This is a genomic window from Bacteroides sp. 1001302B_160321_D4 (assembly GCF_015667765.1).
Taxonomy (GTDB): Bacteria; Bacteroidota; Bacteroidia; order Bacteroidales; family Bacteroidaceae; genus Bacteroides; species Bacteroides xylanisolvens.
Genome location: NZ_JADPLO010000064.1, coordinates 1 through 18,641, shown reverse-complemented (window position 1 = coordinate 18,641; position 18,641 = coordinate 1). Strand labels below are relative to the sequence as shown.

Annotated in this window: 22 protein-coding genes and 2 pseudogenes; 4 read left to right on the top strand and 20 right to left on the bottom strand. The window is 55.5% G+C overall.

Features of this window, described 5'->3' with window-relative positions; all coding sequences use genetic code 11:
• Nucleotides 1-46: 46 nt before the first annotated feature.
• From KFO40_RS20655 to KFO40_RS20560, 20 genes and pseudogenes are all read right to left on the bottom strand, one after another.
• Nucleotides 47-565 (bottom strand): glycoside hydrolase family protein, encoded by a 519-nt coding sequence (locus KFO40_RS20655; protein ID WP_119957791.1) that lies wholly within the window; start codon nucleotides 563-565, stop codon nucleotides 47-49.
• 7 nt (nucleotides 566-572) lie between these two features.
• Nucleotides 573-1,091 carry a DUF3872 domain-containing protein gene (locus KFO40_RS20650; RefSeq protein ID WP_211146752.1) on the bottom strand — a complete coding sequence of 173 codons (519 nt, stop codon included), beginning with the start codon at nucleotides 1,089-1,091 and terminating at the stop codon, nucleotides 573-575.
• Between the two features lie 5 nt (nucleotides 1,092-1,096).
• Complete coding sequence (locus tag KFO40_RS20645) at nucleotides 1,097-2,020, bottom strand: toprim domain-containing protein (protein WP_211146751.1); 924 nt, start codon at nucleotides 2,018-2,020, stop codon at nucleotides 1,097-1,099.
• Entirely contained in the window at nucleotides 2,017-2,910 is an 894-nt protein-coding gene (locus tag KFO40_RS20640) for a DUF4116 domain-containing protein (RefSeq protein WP_211146750.1), read from the bottom strand. Before KFO40_RS20640 ends, KFO40_RS20645 begins: the two co-directional genes overlap by 4 nt.
• Before the next feature lie 8 nt (nucleotides 2,911-2,918).
• Complete coding sequence (locus tag KFO40_RS20635) at nucleotides 2,919-3,476, bottom strand: conjugal transfer protein TraO (RefSeq protein ID WP_211146749.1); 558 nt, start codon at nucleotides 3,474-3,476, stop codon at nucleotides 2,919-2,921.
• Nucleotides 3,473-4,471 (bottom strand): conjugative transposon protein TraN, encoded by a 999-nt coding sequence (gene traN, locus KFO40_RS20630; RefSeq protein WP_239473400.1) that lies wholly within the window; start codon nucleotides 4,469-4,471, stop codon nucleotides 3,473-3,475. Before traN ends, KFO40_RS20635 begins: the two co-directional genes overlap by 4 nt.
• A 63-nt stretch (nucleotides 4,472-4,534) precedes the next feature.
• Entirely contained in the window at nucleotides 4,535-5,866 is a 1,332-nt protein-coding gene (gene traM / locus KFO40_RS20625; protein WP_410489908.1) for a conjugative transposon protein TraM, read from the bottom strand.
• The gene (locus KFO40_RS20620) at nucleotides 5,832-6,119 is read right to left on the bottom strand and encodes a TraL conjugative transposon family protein (RefSeq protein WP_211146747.1); all 288 of its coding nucleotides are present in this window, start codon (nucleotides 6,117-6,119) and stop codon (nucleotides 5,832-5,834) included. The genes traM and KFO40_RS20620 overlap by 35 nt, the downstream gene beginning before the upstream one ends.
• A 4-nt stretch (nucleotides 6,120-6,123) precedes the next feature.
• Nucleotides 6,124-6,747: a conjugative transposon protein TraK gene (gene traK / locus KFO40_RS20615; RefSeq protein WP_211146746.1), complete on the bottom strand. Its 624-nt coding sequence runs from the start codon at nucleotides 6,745-6,747 to the stop codon at nucleotides 6,124-6,126.
• A gap of 92 nt (nucleotides 6,748-6,839) precedes the next feature.
• On the bottom strand, nucleotides 6,840-7,868 hold the full coding sequence (traJ, locus tag KFO40_RS20610; RefSeq protein WP_087405823.1) for a conjugative transposon protein TraJ: 1,029 nt from the start codon (nucleotides 7,866-7,868) through the stop codon (nucleotides 6,840-6,842).
• 3 nt (nucleotides 7,869-7,871) lie between these two features.
• Complete coding sequence (locus KFO40_RS20605) at nucleotides 7,872-8,510, bottom strand: DUF4141 domain-containing protein (protein ID WP_005650203.1); 639 nt, start codon at nucleotides 8,508-8,510, stop codon at nucleotides 7,872-7,874.
• Between the two features lie 38 nt (nucleotides 8,511-8,548).
• Nucleotides 8,549-8,971: a DUF3876 domain-containing protein gene (locus KFO40_RS20600; protein ID WP_211146745.1), complete on the bottom strand. Its 423-nt coding sequence runs from the start codon at nucleotides 8,969-8,971 to the stop codon at nucleotides 8,549-8,551.
• Nucleotides 8,972-9,067: 96 nt separating this feature from the next.
• Entirely contained in the window at nucleotides 9,068-9,745 is a 678-nt protein-coding gene (locus tag KFO40_RS20595) for a hypothetical protein (protein ID WP_211146744.1), read from the bottom strand.
• 43 nt (nucleotides 9,746-9,788) lie between these two features.
• Complete coding sequence (locus KFO40_RS20590; RefSeq protein WP_211146743.1) at nucleotides 9,789-12,305, bottom strand: TraG family conjugative transposon ATPase; 2,517 nt, start codon at nucleotides 12,303-12,305, stop codon at nucleotides 9,789-9,791.
• Nucleotides 12,302-12,634 carry a DUF4133 domain-containing protein gene (locus KFO40_RS20585; RefSeq protein WP_211146742.1) on the bottom strand — a complete coding sequence of 111 codons (333 nt, stop codon included), beginning with the start codon at nucleotides 12,632-12,634 and terminating at the stop codon, nucleotides 12,302-12,304. Before KFO40_RS20585 ends, KFO40_RS20590 begins: the two co-directional genes overlap by 4 nt.
• Before the next feature lie 37 nt (nucleotides 12,635-12,671).
• A complete protein-coding gene (locus KFO40_RS20580) occupies nucleotides 12,672-12,983 on the bottom strand; it encodes a DUF4134 domain-containing protein (RefSeq protein ID WP_211146741.1) in 312 nt (103 codons plus the stop codon).
• Between the two features lie 176 nt (nucleotides 12,984-13,159).
• Nucleotides 13,160-13,834, bottom strand: coding sequence for a hypothetical protein (locus KFO40_RS20575; RefSeq protein ID WP_005650194.1), 675 nt, complete (start codon nucleotides 13,832-13,834; stop codon nucleotides 13,160-13,162).
• Nucleotides 13,828-14,124, bottom strand: coding sequence for a DUF3408 domain-containing protein (locus tag KFO40_RS20570; protein ID WP_007565549.1), 297 nt, complete (start codon nucleotides 14,122-14,124; stop codon nucleotides 13,828-13,830). The genes KFO40_RS20575 and KFO40_RS20570 overlap by 7 nt, the downstream gene beginning before the upstream one ends.
• 36 nt (nucleotides 14,125-14,160) lie before the next feature.
• The gene (locus KFO40_RS20565; protein ID WP_005650191.1) at nucleotides 14,161-14,577 is read right to left on the bottom strand and encodes a DUF3408 domain-containing protein; all 417 of its coding nucleotides are present in this window, start codon (nucleotides 14,575-14,577) and stop codon (nucleotides 14,161-14,163) included.
• Between the two features lie 5 nt (nucleotides 14,578-14,582).
• Nucleotides 14,583-15,389 (bottom strand): annotated as a pseudogene (locus KFO40_RS20560) (ParA family protein); the annotation flags it as partial.
• 98 nt (nucleotides 15,390-15,487) lie between these two features.
• Here KFO40_RS20560 and KFO40_RS20555 point away from each other — a divergent pair.
• The 4 genes and pseudogenes from KFO40_RS20555 to KFO40_RS20540 form a co-directional block, all read left to right on the top strand.
• Nucleotides 15,488-16,141 (top strand): hypothetical protein, encoded by a 654-nt coding sequence (locus tag KFO40_RS20555; protein WP_211146740.1) that lies wholly within the window; start codon nucleotides 15,488-15,490, stop codon nucleotides 16,139-16,141.
• Between the two features lie 13 nt (nucleotides 16,142-16,154).
• Nucleotides 16,155-16,592, top strand: coding sequence for a conjugal transfer protein MobA (gene mobA / locus KFO40_RS20550; RefSeq protein WP_005650187.1), 438 nt, complete (start codon nucleotides 16,155-16,157; stop codon nucleotides 16,590-16,592).
• A complete protein-coding gene (gene mobB / locus KFO40_RS20545) occupies nucleotides 16,577-17,824 on the top strand; it encodes a conjugal transfer protein MobB (protein ID WP_211146739.1) in 1,248 nt (415 codons plus the stop codon). The genes mobA and mobB overlap by 16 nt, the downstream gene beginning before the upstream one ends.
• Before the next feature lie 32 nt (nucleotides 17,825-17,856).
• Nucleotides 17,857-18,564, top strand: a pseudogene (locus KFO40_RS20540) (YWFCY domain-containing protein); the annotation flags it as partial.
• Nucleotides 18,565-18,641: the final 77 nt, after the last annotated feature.

Sequence of the window (18,641 nt, the reverse complement as noted above, 5' to 3'; positions counted from 1 at the left end):
ACAATAAAGGGAGACCCCACCATTCGTGTGAAGCTCTCCCTTTGCGTTACTTCTCATACAGCAGCAAAAACTCCATTTTCCGTCGCCGCTCTATCGAGCGAATTTTCCGCCCCTTGTAGTGGCAGTAGGATATATACTCCTTATAGATATCCCTGTCACCGGCTTCCAGCTTTTTCAGCAGACGGCTTTTCGGGTGTTTTCCATATCCGAGCAGAGTTCCGTGCCCCACATTATAGCTGAGTACGGTCAGGATCAGGGCATCTTTCCCATACTTGCTGAACAACCTGTAACGCTTCTCCAAATCCCTTATCAGCAGTTTTTCCGCTTCCGCCTCCGTCATATCATAGGACAGTTCCTCTCCCGGAAGTTTACAATGTCCGTAACCGTAGTACGGATAATCAGAACGGTCATGGAGTCCCTCGTATTTCTTAATCAGCTCGACGGCTAACCCGGCCTTCGCTTCATCTTTGAACGAGGCGGGTGTCCCAACCGTACCAGTATTCTGCGCCGGCAGGCTGGCGGAAAAAGCAACCGCCAGCACCGCCGGGGCAAGCAGCCTTTTCATTACCCCCTTACTGATAGACACCTCCTTTCACCGTATTCAGCGTATCGTTCCCGGACGGAACCTCTTCCGCATCCGAATCGTTGTTGAAATCCGTTTCCCATTCAAAAGAGTTCCCGAAATTATCTTCCACTGTAATGGTCAGGCTCTGTGACTCGTCACACTCCGATGTGTAGTACAGGCGGAACTTCTCGTTCTCCAACAGGTAACGGTCGTTAGGCTGGAACACCAGCCCGTTGTCGAGCTTCAGCGTACCTTTGCCGTCAAACTGGAAATATCGGATGGTATAGACCGCTCCGTCAAACTCGCCCTCACGCACCAACTCGCAGCGGATTTCCGCCGTTTCACCCTTTGCCAGCTCCTTCGGTACGGGCATCGTTTCCACCGTAAACGGATAAGTCTGCGTCACATCCAGCCCATCATCACAGGCCGTCATGCCGATAGAAAGCAGTCCGGCACAGAAGACTGCCAGCATTTTTACTGTATTTACCTTTTCCCTTATTCCATCTTTAAGTCTGTTCATGTCCATAATCATTATAATTTTATTCCGTTGTTTTTTCCTTTCTTTTCGTTTTCCCGACATGTCTGCCTTTCGGCAAGCGTCTTTTGCAGATAGTCGTTCAGGTCTTTGCAGCCGCCGTACAGTCCGGAGCAGTCCGTCACCTTTCCGCCATACCGTGTACGCAGGGCTTCCAGCGTCCTCCGTCCGGCTTCATCATTGTCAAAGTGACATTGCAGTTTCCCGTAACCGTCCAGATGCCTGTATGCCTTCGTCAGGTTCGACACCGAGTTCAGCACGAGGTGGTCTTCACCGTTTCCAATTCCAAGCACACGTGCCGACAGATAGTCCATGAAACCCTCGTACAGGTTGCAGCTTGCCGAACCGTAAGCCAGCAGTGTCACATCCTTGGGCGGCAGGCATCCCTTGAAGAAGCGGTTGCGTATCTCATAGCCGCCCCCTCCGTTACCGAATGCCACGGCAAAATACCGCTTCCCGTGTGTGGTGTAGTGTATCTCCCTGCATCCGCCGATGGCCACCCCCGACGATATGCCCCTTTCCTGCATGTAGCAGAGCAGCGCCCGGTTCTGGAGCGGCATCAACTCCACGTCCTCGAAGGACGGCTCTACCGGCTGCCTCACTTCGCATGGGTGGTACACCCTCTTTTCCGGCAGCGGCATACCCGCCACTTCCGCCACATACCTTACCTGAGAGAGGAAATCATCGCAATGGATGAACTCCCCGGCAAGGGCGAAGATATTGCCGCCCTTGCCCAGCCCGTAGTCATACCACAGGTTTCGCTCCATGTTCACCTTGAACGACGCCGTGCGTTCCTCCCTGTACGGAGCCTTGTACCACAGCGCGTTTGTCCTGCGCTGCACGGGCGAATGGCCCAGCCGTGCGAGGAACTCCTCAATCGGTATCCTCTTCATTCTGTCTATTTCCGTTTCCGTACTCATGGCTTCATCCCCCGTTTTATCATCCTGTTCTTATGAGGCTGGTCATACTGGAACCGGCTGTTCTCCTTCGAGAAGCGGATAACCGTATCATTCATCACTCCTGTCGGTGTGGTGAACTGCTTCACCCGCAGCGGCTTGCCTTCATAGACCCGCTTTACCGTACCTGCATCGAATCTCTCACCGCAGGCCTTTTCCAGCAGATTCCCCAGCGTATATATGTTGCATCCGTTCCTGACCGCCTCCGGTATGGAGTCCGGTCTTGCACGTACCACGTCCGGATACAGCTTTTCCGCCACGAGGCATATTTCCGGCGTGCGTCTGTCCGGCGGGATATGCAGGAACGACTGGAAACAGCCTTCTTCCATACCTGCCATATAGACCTTTTCCGTTTTGATGTCCTCACGTACGCTGCGGTGCAGCAGCGCCGCATTCCCCGATGTCCTGACTGCCATCAGCGCAAGCTCTTCCGTCTGCAGGTGCACGGGTACATACTGCAGGCAGTGCCCGTCCTTCCCGACAAGAAAACCGGCAATCTCCCTGTCCATGACTTCCGGGCGGACAGTCGCCGCAAGATCCGTCATGTCCGTTCCTCCGGCGGAGTCCTTCAGGCATTCAAGTACCACGTCCGCAAAAGGCATGAAGCCGATGATGGCGTAATGCCCGTAATCGAGGTCGGGACTGGCGTTGAACGCTTCCCGGCACATCTCGCGTGTCTTCATTTCTTCCGGCACTATTCCCAGATTGTATCCCCATCCGCGCACTGCCTCCAGACAGAGCTGCGGGCTGCGGTATTCGTGCGGAACGTTATAGAAAGTCTCCGGCTTTTCCCGGACCTGGGCATGGTACTTCTCCGGTACATGCCATTCCTTTTTTATCGCTTCCTTTTTCATGATTGCCGTCAGTTGATGATGAACTTTATACCTATCCCGTACTCCGTGCGGCACACGCCCGTACTGCCGCCCCATAGGAAACGCTCCCTTACCGAAGCCGTCAGTGCGATGAAGTCCGCAAGATACAGCTCCATGTCCAGCGTGGCGGCGCAGCCATAGACGAAGCCGTCCCTGTTGTTCAGCCTTGCCCCGTCATACAGCGTCCTTTCTCCCCAGTTTACCGTCTCGTATCCGGCAAGGGCTGACGCCCCCGCGTAGAAGAACACCGTCTTTTTCACATCCGACAGGAAGTTGTAGTAGAAACCGCCCTCCGCCGTGAACTGTGCCACGGGAACATTCACGCTCCTGTACGGATGATTGGTCTGCAGGTATTCCGCCCCGTACACCCATTTGTTGCCGCCCCTTGCATAGCTCGACAGTGCGGCTCCCAGCCAGTATCCGTCCGCCCCGGTCATTCCGGCTTTCATCTCAATGCTCCGCATCTTCGGCAGGCATCGCTGGGCTTCCGCCCGTCCTGCAAGAAGGACGGACAGAAGCATTGCTAAAAACACCGCCTTGCCTTTCATCGTACACGCAGTTCGTTGATGGTTTCAGCCTGTACCAGGTCTTCGTTCTCCACGGTGAACGTCTGGTGACGCCCGCCGTTCTTCTCGTTCATTTCCACCACCAGCTGCTTGCCGTCGGGGATGGTGAACTTCTGCAGGCAGAACACCGTGCGCTCGGACTTTTTCCCGGCCACGCGCACCGCATAGTTGTACGCGCGGAGCGGAAACAGCACCTGTTCCTGGATGGCGGTTCGTTTCGCCACCTTCTTGTCCACAATCTTGAACGTGATGTAGTCCACGTCAAACGGCACGTTGCTCTGGTTCTTTATCTCCGTGTGCAGGTACAGCAGGTCGTTGTGGACATATATCCCTTTCAGCAGATACTGGATGCCGAAACGCTTGCAGCCGATGTGCTTCACCTTGCGCTTGTTCTCCTTGTGCAGCGACTTCATGATGAGATGCACCAGCATGGGGCTTTCGCTTCCCAGTTCCTTCAGATAGATTTCCTGCGCGTTGTTCGGGCGGTTCACCGTGCTGCCGTCATGGATGAAGTCCTTCATCTCCACATTGAGCAGCAGCGGCTCGTCGGCATATTTCACGTTGAACGAATAATAGGAGCCGTCCTCCGTGATGACGCTCATGTTCGTCTCCGTGCGGAAGTTCCTTACCGTCGCCTTTACGCGGATGACGTTCTCCGCACCGTCAGCCTTTCCCGCTATGAGGTTGGGCGAGCCGAGATCCACATAGCGCACAGCCGAGGGAAACAGGATATGCACCGTCTTGTCATACGTGACCTCCAGACCGTGCGGCGGTATCATGCGGTCAAACATCAGTTTCCTGGTCAGTCCGTGATACAGGTCACCGTTCTCCTCCGTCTGCGGATAGACGTCCTTTACCAGTTTCAGCTCCTCCGCCTTCGTGGTGGCGGTGCTGTCGTTTTTCACTTCCTGTGCGTGTCCTGCACAGACAATGCCCGTCATAAGGGCAAACATCATCATTACTTTTCTGATACTCATTTTTACGTTGGATTTAGTGGTTGATAAAATTTGACTGTTGTTTTTTCTTTCGTCTCTTGCTGTCTATTTTTCCTGATACAGCAGCACCCTGTATCCCGATTTCAGATGCACCCTTACCGTGCGCATCCTCTTCGATATATACTGCGAGACTCCCTGTATCACTCCCTTTCCCAGATCGGAGGCGAGCTGCGCCCCCGCATCGGTCGAGATGTTGATACTGCTTCCGAGCGAACTGCCCATGTTCGCCCCGATTTCCTTTGCCGCGTCCGTTTCCATCGAGCCGGGCACAAAAATGCCCGCCTGTCCGTCATTGTCGTACACCTCCAGTTCCACCGGGACGATGTTCCCCTGATGTTCCAACGAGGTGATGCCTATCTCCAGACGCTCACCCTGCAGGCGTGCCGTCCCCACAAGGGTGGTGTTTCGTGAAACAGTCCTGCCCGACACACGCATCGGCTCCAGCAGCCGCAGCCTTACCGTCTGTCCGTCCGTTACCGTCTGGTCGCCCTGCACGCAGGCTGCTATGGTGTTCTTTCCCGGTGCCTCCGTACTGCCGATGGCAGTGTGGAACCCGTAGTTCCTTTCGCCCCCGTAGTCCGCTATAAAGGCGGAATCTGTCAGGGGCTGCGGCAGGGCGGACACCGTTGACGGGTGCACGCCGTTCACTGGTTCAGCCTTCATTTTCTTTTCGCCGGCATTGCTTTCCGTCATTTCCGTCCCATCGGTCCGTGCGGTCTGCGCGGCATTGTTTCCTCCGTTCTGGTACTTTGCCGCCAGCTCGTACGACTTCTCCAGCAGGGCGACCTGTTCCTCCATCCTTGCGGGCTGTTTCTCCTGTTCCATGACCATACGTTCCAGCTCGTCGATGCGCTGCCTGAGCTCTTTCTTTTCGGCATCCTCCTTCGGCGGCTCATAGAACGTACCCAGCGAGGTGTTCAGCCGCTCGTTGGCGGCAGCCGAGGAGCGGATGCCTGTCTGTATTCCGCTTCCGCCCGTCTTCGGCGATGTTTCCGGTTGTGCCAGGCGGCAGTCGTCCGTTCCGTCTGCTGTGTCCGTTCCTTCCGTCTTGTCGTTCCAGAATGCGGACAGGTCGCCCACCATGCCCCGGCGCTGCTTCTGCCTGTTCTCCAGTTGTTGTTGCTCATAGGCTTTAGCCTTGTCGCCGATGATTCCGGAGTTTTCCGGCAGGGGCATGTCCGTGTTGAATCCCTGTCCCTGCCGTTCCTTATTCCTGTCCTCCTGAGAAGGGGAGAAGATGAGCCACATGCAGCCCAGAAAGGTCAGCCCCATCAGCGGATAGACCAGCATCTTCCTTCTAAGCTGACGCTGTTCCTCTGTCAGCGGCTTTTTCTCTTTCGTTTCATTCTTCTGTTCTTTTTTCGTTTCCATATACATTATTATATAAGTTATCACTCTCCTGCACGGGCAGGTTCAAATTTTCGATATGCCGTATCTCCAACTCCTTTTCACTTTTTCCGAAGTCGGCAATGGCGGTGGCTGTCGTATAGAGGCATCCGGCGGCAAAGGGGACAAACATCCCGGCAATGACCGCCAGCCTTGCCTTCGGCGACAGTTCGTCCAGTCTCCTGTGCAGTTTTTCCCTGAGAACGACAGCGCATTTTCCCGTCATAATATTCATCTTTCCCATACGCCTATCTCTCCATGCTTCTGATGTCCCTGTTCTCCAGTATCGTGAATCCCTCTATGGTGAACCCGTTCGGATTGTCGTCCGAGCGGCTCGCGTTGAGCAGCCGGCAGGTCGTTACCAGCGTGCGTTCCGTCACGTTGCTTTCCCTGATGATCATCTGCCTTGCGTAGGTGCGTGCCTCGTAGGGGTAGCGGTCGAAGTTGCAGACCACGCTGTCCACCTGGAGCACCTGGTTGATGTTCCCCGCAATGATGCGGTTGTAGAATCCCTTTTCCGCAAAGTCGGCGTAGTAGTTGTACGCGCTTCTGTCCGCCAGCAGCAGCGCACGCTTCACGTTGTGCTCGATGGCACTCTTCTCCGGCGAGAGGGTGAAGAACAGCTCGTGGAAGCGGCGCACATGCTCCCTCGCTTCCGCCGGACGGTTCTGCGACAGGTCCTGCGAGAGGGCGAGCATCAGGCTCTTTCCCCCGTCAAGTACGTATATCTTCTGCCTCTGCGCTTCGGCGAAGCGGAAGGCGCATACCACCGAGCAGAGGACGATGGCGGCACATACCGCCGTGTAGATGATTCCGAACAGACGTATCTGCCGGAAACTCGTTTCTATGTTATTCAGGCTCTTGAACTCCATTCTTTCTGTTTTTTATGGTTTGTAAAATCATTTTGGTATGCTTTCCCGGGGTGGCACAGCAGCTATGCCAGGATACCGCCCCGGTTATCAGGCTATTTTCTTTTCAGCAGCCGTCCGGCCTGTTTTCTGATGAACTTGCCCGTGCGTCCCGCCACGTTTCCGGCTGCCGCACCTGCCAGACTGCCGCCAAGGGCGCCCGCAGTACCGATGTTCTTGTTGTAGCTGCCCACTCCGCCACCGGCCTGGATTATCCATCCGGCTACCGTCGGGATGGTGAAGTATCCCACGATGCCGATAACGAGGAACACGATGTACACCCCGTTGCTCGCCTCTACCGAGAAGTTCGGGTCTGCCTGCATCGCCTCGATGTCATTCTGGAGCATCAGTATCTGTATCTTCGCCAGTATCGTGCTGAACAGGTCGGAGACGGGCAGCCACAGGTAAATCTGTATGTAGCGGCTGAACCATGCCGAAAGCGTGGAGTGGAAGCCGTCCCATACCGAGAAGGCGAAGGCGACGGGTCCCAGTATCGACAGCACCACCAGGAAGAACGTCCTGAGCGTGTCGATGACAAGGGCGGCAGCTGCGAACATCAGCTCCAGCAGTTCGCGGAACCAGTCACGCACGCTCTTCTTGATGTTGTACGCCGCACGGTCCATGTACATGCCCGTCATGGTGATCATGTCCGACGGCGACCAGCCCAGCTCGTCTATCTGGCGGTCGAACTCCTCGTCCGAGGCGAGATAGGCAGTTTCCGGGTTGCGCATCATCGCCTCATATTCCAGCCTGTCTTTCTGTTCCCTGTACTTCTCCATGTCAAAGGTCTGTTCCTCCAGTATCGAGTGCGTCCCCTGTACGATTACTCCCAGAACGGAGTTCATCGTCCCCAGCACGATGGTCGGGAAGAAGAGGATGCACAGTCCGATGGCAAACGGCCGCAGCAGCGGGTACACGTCTATCGCCTCGGCACGGGCGAGCGACTGCCACACGCGCATCGCCACATAGAACAGGGCGCCCAGTCCGGCAAGCCCCTTTGCCACTCCTGCCATGTCCGAGCAGAGCGGCATCATCTCCTCATATAGCGAGAGGAGTATCTGGTGCAGGTTATCAAACTCTCCCATAGGCTACCAGTATTTTTCGTTGGAGTTCCCGTAGAGTGCCATCACCCGGTCCATGTCGTTCTTCTTTCTCGCCCGCAGGTACGACACCGATATGGTCTTGTTCGTGTAGTAGCGCACGAGGTTGCGGTAGTTCATCAGGCTGCGGTAGGCATTGTCTATGATGGCGAGCCTTTCCGCATCCGTCAGTGACATGCCCGTCACGTTCACCACATTCTTCAGGTCCTGCAGCACGTCCGAGCTTTCGTCTATCAGCATCGCATAGCCCGACGAGATGGCGGCAAGCTCCTCCGGCGTGTAGTTCTCGTCCGAAAGCATCTTCTGGTAGTTGTCCACATAGATTTCCGATATTTCCATTACCAGAGAGATGCTTTTCGCCACCTTCGCGCCGCCCTTTACCACGTCGTGCACTGATTTCAGTGCGTCGTAATACGCCTTTCCCTGCTCGAACACCTTCTTCGTTTCCAGAAAGCCGTTCAGGGTGTTGGCTTTCGTCCCGGCTGTCTCCACCATCTCCTTGGCGGAGTTGATGATGCTCTGCGCAAGATTTCCGGGGTCGGACACCACCCATTGGGCATTTGCCCCGCCTGTCCCCGCAAGGCACAGGCAGACCGCAATCAGCGGTATTTTCAGTTTCTGTCTCATTCTCATTCTTTTTTTGGATTTAGTGGTTCGTTAAGTTGCTATTGCATATTCTCTTTCTCCTTTGTCCTTTCGCCGTCACCTGCATCCGTGTTCACCCGGACATAGTCACCGCCCGGCGAGAATGTCAGCACATCCGTCTCCTCGTTGTATGCCACGTCAATGCGGAACCCCGTGTTCATATACAGGTTGCCGTTCTCCTCCCTCTGCAGCAGATAGGTCTCCGGTCTCAGTACGCGGCGTACACCCTTACGTCTGAACAGTGTCACCTTATATGATTCTCCCTCCCTGTACACCAGTATGTCGGGACCGGCTTCCGCGTTTTCCCAGTTTCCGCAGATTCTGTCGCGGGTGTCGCCGTCTTCTTTTGCCATTATATCACAGGCTTGCAGCATCAGCGATGCCAGGCCTATCAGACCGCCGCACAGCAGCAGCCTTTCGGTCTTTGTCAGTTTGATGTTCATTTTCTTGTCTTCTTTAAGTCTTGTTCTTTCATTTTTTTCAATCCTTTTTTCTTTTCGTCTTTTCCGTAGCCGGAGTCCGCCCTGTTTCCTTTTCCGTCAGAATCCCGGTCTTCTGCCTTTACGCCTGCACATGCGGTTTTCCCTTGCGCCATTCTCCGGCGCCTCCTTCTGTGCAGGTGCCGACTGCCGTACTGCGGGTTTGCCGAACAGCTCGTCCGCATCCGGCTTCTTGCCCGTCATCCGGCAGAATCGGGCATCCAGTTCCCGGTATGCCTTTTCCACCTGCTTGAGCACCGTTTCGCGCGGTTTCTTGTGGTCAATGCCGTATTTGTTCAGGATTTCCGGCTTGTACCACATCGGGTCGTCATAGTCTTTCCGGTACACCATACCTCTCAGATAGAGCAGTTCCTGATATTTTTCTTCCAGATAGTCCCTTGCCGGAGCGGGGCAGATGCTTTCGTAAGCCTTTTCCACCGCAAGAGTGATTTTTCCCTTGGCTCTTCCTGCCTCGCACAGTTCTTTCATGCGCTGCTCCTTCCCATATCCCCTGCAGTCCGGTTCAGCAGGCATCCGGTGAACCTGTATTTCCAGTTTCTTGTACCGCTGGTACTCTTCTTCCAGTCCGTATCGCCTTCTGATATGTTCCGGCAGTCCGGTCCCGAATGTCAGGAACTCACGGAACCATGAGATATGCTCCCGGATTTCCTCCCGTTTCCGCAGCGCTTCATCGCTGTATCCGTCATCAATGTACATGTTGTCAGTCTGTTGGTTCATAAATCATTTTCTATTTTTCATTTACTGTATATTTCCTGCCGGTTCACTGTCCCGTCCGTTCCTCTTTCCGTCTCTCCGCTACCTGACGGATGGCGGCTTCCATGTCGCCGTCCAGCTTCTCCGCCAGCTCACGCACTTCCATCTTCTCCGTTTCCTCCGTCGTGTAGGCAAGGTACTCGTGCATCGACACCTCCGTGGCATACACCGCCGAGTGTGTGCCGCCAAGTCCAATCCAGACTTCCTTGTACCGCCTTGCCGGGTCGTTGGACTGGTTGATCGAGAGTATCTGCGACTTTTCCTTTTCCGTCAGCCCCAGGAGCGACTGTATCTGGTCAAAGCGGTTCATATATTTTCTCTGGTCAAGCAATATTTTGCAGTCCGAGTTGTTGATGATGCTCTCCTTCACAATCGGCGAGCTGATGATGTCGTCCACTTCCTGTGTCACCACAATCGCCTCCCCGAAATACTTTCTCACTGTCTTGTAGAGGTATTGGAGATAAGATGCCATGTTCGCCGATGACAGGGCTTTCCATGCCTCCTCACATATCAGCTGCTTACGCACGCCTTTCAACCTCCGCATCTTGTTTATGAACGCTTCCATGATGATAATCGTCACTACCGGGAAAAGCTCGGCATTATCCTTCACCGCATCAATCTCGAAGACCACGAACCGCTTGTGCAGCAGGTCGATGTTCTCCGTCGAGTTGAGCAGGAAGTCGTAGCGTCCGCCCCGGTAGTACTGCCTCAGGGTGGTCAGGAAATTGTCGATGTTGAAGTCCGACTTTTCCACCTTGATGTAGCGTTCCTCCATCTCCTTGCGGTACACGTCCCGCATATACTCATAGAATGTGTTGAACGAAGGCACGATGCTCCTGTCCTGTTGGAGTTTCAGCAGGTAGGCGTTCACCGCGCTTCCCAGCTCCGCCGATTCCGTTTTCGTGGCGGGTTCGTTCTCGCTTTTCCACAATGTCAGCAGCAGCGTCTTGATGCTGTCCTTTTTCTCCACGTCGAACACCCCGTCATCCGTGTAGAACGGGTTGAACGAGATGGGCTTCTCCTCCGTATAGGTGAAGTAGATGCCGTCCTTTCCGTGCGTGCGGCGGTGTATCATCTCGCACAGTCCCTGATAGGAGTTTCCCGTGTCCACCAGTACCACGTGCGTGCCCTGCTCGTAATACTGCCGCACCAGATGGTTCATGAAGAACGACTTGCCGCTTCCGCTCGGTCCCAGCACGAACTTGTTGCGGTTGGTCGTGATGCCGCGCTTCATCGGCAGGTCGGATATGTCGATATGCAGCGGCTTGCCGCTGATACGGTCTGCCATGCGGATGCCGAAAGCCGAGGGCGAGTCCCGGTAGTTGGTCTCTCCGGCGAACAGGCATACCGCCTGCTCGACAAACGTGTGGAACGATTCCTCCGCCGGAAAGTCCGCCGCATTGCCCGGTATGCCCGCCCAGAACAGCGTCGGGCAGTCCGTCGTGTTGTGGCGGGGCACGCATCCCATCGAGGCCAGCTGGCTCCCCACGTCGTTCCTTATCCGTTTCAGCTCCTCCGTGTCGTCGCTCCACGCCATCACGTTGAAGTGGGCGCGGACGGACTTCAGCCCCTGTGAGTGGGCTTCGTTCAGATATTCCTCTATCCACTCGCAGTTGATGGCGTTCTGGCGGCTGTAGCGCGAGAGCGACTGCATGTTCCTTGCCGACTTCTCGAAGCGGCGCAGCTCCTCGTCGCTGTTGCCGACAAACACATACTGGTTGTAGATATGGTTGCAGGGCAGCAGCAGTCCCAGCGGGGCGGCAAACGACAGACGGCAGTCCGAACGGTCGGTCGAGAGCCGTTCGTAACGGCTGTCCGTGGCTACCGCAGCCGGCAGGTCTTCCGTGTCCGATAGCGTGTGCAGGCACAGGCGGTTGCTGCCCACGCGCATCTCCTCCGCGCTCATGGCGATGTCTTCCAGACACGCCGTATCCTCCGTCGTCAGTGCCAGGTATCTGCCTATGATACCCGTTTCCTTTTCCGTGCCGGCAAGCTCGTCGTCCGTCAGGCGGCGCAACTTGACGTGCCCCGAATCGTTCATGATGCGGGCGAACTGTTCCACCGCCTCCATGAACTTCACCGCCGTTTCCCTGTCCCGTATCTCTTTCGGGACGATATGCCCACGGCACAGCGTGTTCCAGTTACTCTGCCGCCTCATGCGCTCTTTTGTCGTCTTGGTCAGGAACAGGTAGCATTTGTGGTTCAGATACGGACGCTCGTTGAAGTGCATTCCGTTGCTCCGTGCCAGAAAGCCCGTACCTTCCTTCTCCCAGTCGGGGCGGTACAGCTCCTTCATATACCAGTCCTGCTTGTGCAGCACCGAATGGTCGGGCAGTACCTTGATTGCCTTGCACCACGTGGCATGGATACTCTCGTATTCCTCCGCCGTCACGGTATAGACCTCCGGCAGTTCCACCTCGAAGGCTGCGGTGATGTCCGCGTCCTTCGAGATGATGCACCCGTGTTCCACCGCCAGCAGCGGGAAGCGGCTCTCCAGCGTGGTGGCTTTCATTACGTTTCTCATGCTTTTCCTCCTTTCTTTTTCCGTCTTAGCATACGGCATACCCGTCTGCGGTGGAGCAGGTAGCGTGGGCGCATCCGTGCCGCGCCCAGCTTCATCAGCCCGTGTTCCCCATACATTGCGTTCAGCCGGAACGTGAGCCACACGACGGCGGAAGCCGCCGTGACTCCCAGGCCGATACAGACCCACTGGCTCACGCCAGCCATGTACAGGATGACAAACAGGATGAAGACAGCGAGCAGCCCGCCCGCGAACAGGAACAGGTACTGCGCCTTCAGCCCTTTGAACTCCACCGGACGACCGATGCCCTTGTTTACCGGGTATTCAGCCATTGTCCTTTTACCTTAATTATATATGGAAAACGCCTGTTTAGAGAAAGAACGAGCGTAAAATGGTCGCACTCACTATCAGGAAGATACACGCACCGAACCAGCTTGCGGCGGTCTTGCTCGTGTCCGGGTCGCCGGACGAGAACTTGCCATAGACCTTGATACCCCCGATAAGACCCACCACCGCGCCGATGGCGTAGATGAGCTTTGTCGCCGGGTCAAAATACGATGTCACCATGCTGGTGGCTTCGGTGATGCCCGCCATGCCGTTACCCTGAGCGAAGGCGGAAATGTTGGCAGCCGTCAGAAGGACAGCCAGAATGATTTGTTTTTTCTTCGATGTTTCTGTCATAATCTTTTCTTGTTTTTATGCCTCCGGGCGGGATATTCCCTTCGGCGATTGATACTTTTTAATTCTTGCGGCTTCGGATAAAGCCGGCTTCTGGATTTAGTGGATTCGGTGGCAAGCCGATGATTTAGCCGTAGTCGGTTTTCTTTTTTCGCATCTTAGTTACATCTTTTACATTGTTATACATAGTCGCGGATGTTGAAGTTCTCGTATTCCTTCCGTACAGCCGCTTTCATTCTTGTTTTCTTCTCTGCGGGCTGGATACTTGTGAGATAGGTTTCCACCATTTCCGACACCCTTGCCTCGTACCGGGCATTGTTGCGCCGGAACATGTCGTAGAACTCTGTCCCTTCCAGCTCGTGGAATACCTTGCCCGCTTGCAGGATGTCGGCTTTCCCTGCCTTCGGGTTCTTCACCGCCCTTGCCGCACGGTCGATTTCGTCAAAGGTGCTTCCGCCCGCCTGTGGCGGCTCTTCCTCAAGTTCCCCGTCCGTGTCGTGGACGCGGTTGTCCCTGAAAACCTCGTCCAGATCCTCGTCGGGCACTTGGCGCGACGGCTTCGTTTCCGCAGCGTGGCTGCCGGCGGTTTCCATTTCGTCGTCAAAGGTAACGTCCTTTTCGTCCACCGCCTCGCTTTGCATTTCCGTGGCAGCATTTGGCGTCGGAGTGGCAGCCTGTGGCTTCATTTCCGGCATTCTGAACCTGCTTTTTCCAATGACATCGGGCAACGGTTCCCGTGCCGGTTCAATGCCGTCCTTGCCGTCAGCTTTTCGTGACTCCTTGCGTTCCCATGTCAGGTAGAGCAGTACCCACAGGTTGCACGCCATCATCAGGATTAGCAGCAGCGTCACCATAGGCTTACCGCTATCTGTCCGACAACATCGTGGCTTTTCTTCCTGTGCAGGCTCTCCGGCTCCGTACCGTGGTGTTCAAGGTGTTCGGTGACGATGCGGTCTGTATAGCCGGATATGGTCATCCCGTTTTCTCCCGCCATGCCCGCTATGCGCCTGACCGCCTTGTGCTTCTCCCGGCTGATGTACACCGCCTTCCGTGCGGTGCCTTCCGGCTTGCATCCGTTCAGGTACTTGCCCTTATAGGCTTCCTCTCTCTGCTTTCTTTTGAAAATTTGGATGTTCAGTTTCATTTTGTCTTTACTTTTTTATGTGATACAATGTTTTCTTCAAATCAGGTTGTCCCTGTTGCGGCGGTACAGGTCGTTGATTTCGTCCTTGTTCTCCTCAAAGTGGCGCATCAGCACCGTGTCGATGTAGCCGCCCACGGTTATTTCCTTGTCGGCGATGGTGTTCACTATCTTGGAAACGATGCTGTGTGCCTCCTTGCTGATGTACACGCAGTGCCGGAGTTTCACCTCGTTCCGTTTGAGGAAGGTCGAGCCGTAGTCAGGCTTCTTTCTTTTCGCGGGTTCGCTCCGTGCTTTAGCTTCCGTGGGCTGTACCGCATCTTCCGGTACGTTGCCGGCATCGGGTTCGTCCGTTCCTTCCCTTGCCGGAGGTCCGCCCATCTGACGGGATTTTCCTATGGAGGCAAGCAGCAGGCTTTCGTCTATGCCCTCCGTATTCAATTTTCGGCTTGCCATGAGGTTTATCCGTTGATGATGGAACATATCTCTTCCGACAGCTCGCGGATACGGCTTCCCTTCAGCATGGAGGCGTCCGGCGGCAGGATGGTCGAGCGGAACACCGACTTGCGGTCATCCGACGGCTCGCGGCGGAAACGCTTGCTGTCGGGCAGCCTCGTGTCAAGGACATGGAAGTCGTTTTCGGCGAACAGCTTCCCGTACAGGTCGTACAGCCCGGTCTTTTCCCGTCCGTCCACCATTGTCCAGAACAGGGATATGCCTTTCGTCTTGGCAAGCCCGGTGGTGACGAGGTTGTCGTTGAACATCATCACGAACTGCAACGCGCTTTCCACCACGAAGCGGTCGGCGCTGACGGGCGTGAAGATGTAGTCCATCTGCGAGAGCGTCTTTATCACTCCGTCGCTTTTCAGCGTGCCCGGCAGGTCGAAGAACACGATTTCCGGCTGGTATCCTTTCTCTGACAGCAGGCTGTCCGCATCGTCCAGCGCTTGCACGGCGTTGCTTCGGACGATGGGAAATCCCTTGCGCCCCGACTTGCGGAAATGTTCACAGGCAACGGCTTTCAGGCTGTCGTTCTTTTCGATAAGTGCCGTTTCCTTGTCGCGCAGCCCGGCGATGCTGTGCTGCGGCTCGTCGCAGTCTATCACGGCGACATCTATCCCCATCACGTTGTGGATGTAGTTGGCTACGAGCGCGGTGACGGTCGATTTGCCGACACCGCCTTTCTGTGTTGCGAATGCAACGAATGTTTCCTTGTTCATTTTTCTGTATGTTTTAATCGTTGTGGGTTTATGACTGTGGCGGTATGCTTCACCGCCTGTTCATTTCTCTGCCTCTGTATATATGCGTATGCGCACTTTCTTGCATACACGCATTTCTACGGAGGTCTTGGTTTGAGTCTCCGCTGGTGTGTTGTCATACGCCAATACGTCAGTACGTCAGCACGTATGTACGTCAGTACGTCAGCACGTATGTACGTCAGTGCATCAGTATGTATGTATGTCAGTACGCCAGCGGAGCTGTGTGTCTGTCCGTCCGTGCGGACCTGCCTTTTCAAATGTCTGTTTCCGTCCATGTCCATTTATTTGCCTTGTTGCTTCATCGTTTCTGTCCGCAAAGGAATATACAAATCCGCCGGTCTGTATCGTTTCCCCCTTGCGTGGCAGCATTTGGCTTCGTTCCGGTAGCTTGTGGCGTTTTTCAACCACTTCCCGGTGTGTTTTTACCCCGTACCTTTGCCCCCAAGCGGCAGGGCAACGCTCCCGATGCGCACATCGTACCCCCGGCTCCGTCCTTCTTTTGGGCAGCCGAAGGGTATCGGGCGACCGATACCTTTATGGGTTGTTATAGCAGGTTTATCCCCAATCCGTCGTGTACGGATTCTTGTGTCCTTAAAGACACAGCAAGGTGTCCTTTGAGTAACTCAAAGGGTTTCCGGTTACTCCCGGAAACGACCTTGCCCCTTGTGGGGGAGGGCTTCCCCTCCGAAGTCGGGAAGCCTGTTTCCTACCTGCGGTATGCGTGCCGGAAGCTGCGCTTGTGCCGTGAAACGAACCACTAAATCCATAATAAAGATGAACAAGAAAAAGAACGGGGATGAAGCGTCCCTTAAATGGGGGCGGCATCCGAAAGAGAGCCGCAAGTCGCACTGCGTGATGGTGCGCTTCGACAATGAGGAATGGCAGAAGTTTCTTGCCATGTATGAGAAATCCGGCGTGTACGCGAGGGCAGTGTTCCTGAAAGCGCACTTCTTCGGACAGCCCTTCCGTGTGCTGGTCACGGACAGGACGCTGCTGGACTACTGCACGAAGCTCTCCGCTTTCCATGCGCAGTACCGAATGGTCGGCAACAACTACAACCAGGTGGTCAGGGAGCTTCGCTGCCATTTCTCGGAAAAGAAGGCGATGGCATTGCTCTACAAGCTGGAGCAATGTACGAAGGAACTGGCCGCTCTGACGCGGCAGGTCATGGAACTTTCAAAAGAGTTTGAGGAAAGATGGTCGCGAAGATAAGCATGGGAACATCGTTGTACGGCGCACTCGCCTACAACGGCCTGAAAGTGAATGAGGGCGAAGGCAGGCTCCTTGCCGTAAACCGGATTTTCGACGACGGCAGCGGACATGTGGACGTGGCACGTGCCGAGCAGGACTTCAAGCGGTTCATGCCGGAGCAGGTGCGCACTCGGAATAAGGTCATCCACATTTCCCTCAATCCGCACCCCGACGACCGTCTGACCGACACGGAACTGGAACAGCTCGCACGCGAGTATCTCGACAGGCTTGGCTACGGCGACCAGCCTTATCTCGTGTTCAAGCACGAGGACATCAGCCGCCACCACCTGCACATCGTTTCCGTCAATGTGGACGAACGGGGCAGGCGGCTTAACCGTGACTTCATCCACCGCCGCAGCAAGCGCATCACCTCCGAGCTGGAAAAGAAGTACGGGCTTCACCCGGCTGACCGCCGCCGGCTCCGTACCGACAACCCGCTCCGCAGGGTGGACGTATCGCAGGGCGATGTCAAGCGGCAGGTATCGAATGTAGCCAAGGCGGTCATGGCAGGCTACAGGTTCCAGACGATGGGCGAATACCGCGCCCTTCTCTCGCTCTACAACGTCACCGTGGAGGAAGCCCGCGGCATGGTGGACGGGCGCGAGTATCACGGGATGGTCTATTCCGCCACTGATGATGCCGGTAACAGGACCGGCACTCCCTTCAAGGCTTCCCGCATCGGCAAGTCCGTCGGTTACGAAGCCGTGCAGCGCAGGTTTGAATACTCCAAGGAACAAATCCGCGACAGGCGTCTGGCGGAGATAACCCGCAAGACCGTCGCCGCCGCGCTTGCCCGGACATACCGCCGCGAGGAGTTTGTCGCCCTGCTCAAAGCGAAAGGTGTGGATGTGGTGTTCCGCCACACAGAAGAAGGGCGCATCTACGGAGCGACCTTCATCGACCACCGCACGGGCTGCGTGCTCAACGGCTCTCGTCTGGGCAGGGAGTTTTCCGCCAATGCCTTGCAGGAGCATTTCACCCTGCCGTATGCCGGCACTCCGCCCATACCGTTCACCATCGCCGTGGACGGGCAGCAGCCCGACACCCGTCCCGCCGTGGAATACAACGAGGGGTATTCCTCCGGCTTGGGCTTGCTCGGCGGCGACGCTTCGGGCGCACAGGCCGAAGAAGCCGCCTTCGAGCGCGACCTCAGGCGCAGGCGGAAAAAACGCCGCAAGGGACAGGGATTATAATTCAGTCATTCACTTGAAAACAGAAACAGATTATGTCACAACAGGAAGACGATTTGAGAGCACTGGCGAAAATCATGGATTTTCTCCGTGCCGTAAGCATTATTCTGGTGGTCATCCACCTCTACTGGTATTGTTACGAAGCCGTAAGGCTGTGGGGCATCGGCATAGGTGTCGTGGACCGGGTACTGATAAACTTCGACCGTACCGCCGGACTGTTCCATCACATTCTCTACACGAAGCTCTTTGCCCTTCTTCTGCTCGCGCTCTCGTGCCTCGGCACGAAGGGTGTCAAGGAGGAGAAAATCACCTGGCGCCGGATCTGGGCGGTACTTGCCGTGGGGCTGGTGCTGTTCTTCGGCAACTGGTGGGTGCTGTCCCTGCCGCTTCCGGTGGAAGCGGTTGCGGGTCTTTACACCGCTTCGATGGCGGCGGGCTATGTCTGCCTGCTCATGGCGGGCACATGGATGAGCCGCCTTTTGCGTACCAACCTCATGGAAGACGTGTTCAATGTCGAGAACGAGAGCTTCATGCAGGAAACCCGCCTCATGGAGAACGGGTATTCCGTCAATCTGCCCACACGTTTCTACTACAGGAAGAAGTGGAACAATGGCTATATCAATGTGGTAAACCCGTTCCGTGCCACCATCGTACTGGGTACGCCGGGCAGCGGAAAGTCCTATGCTGTGGTGAACAGCTTTATCAAGCAGCAGATTGAGAAAGGCTTTAGTCAATATATCTATGGTGCGCCAGTCAAGGCTATATCTTAATCGTCCCTTTGGCAAGGATTAGGCAAGTGTTCTTTGAAAACGACCTATCA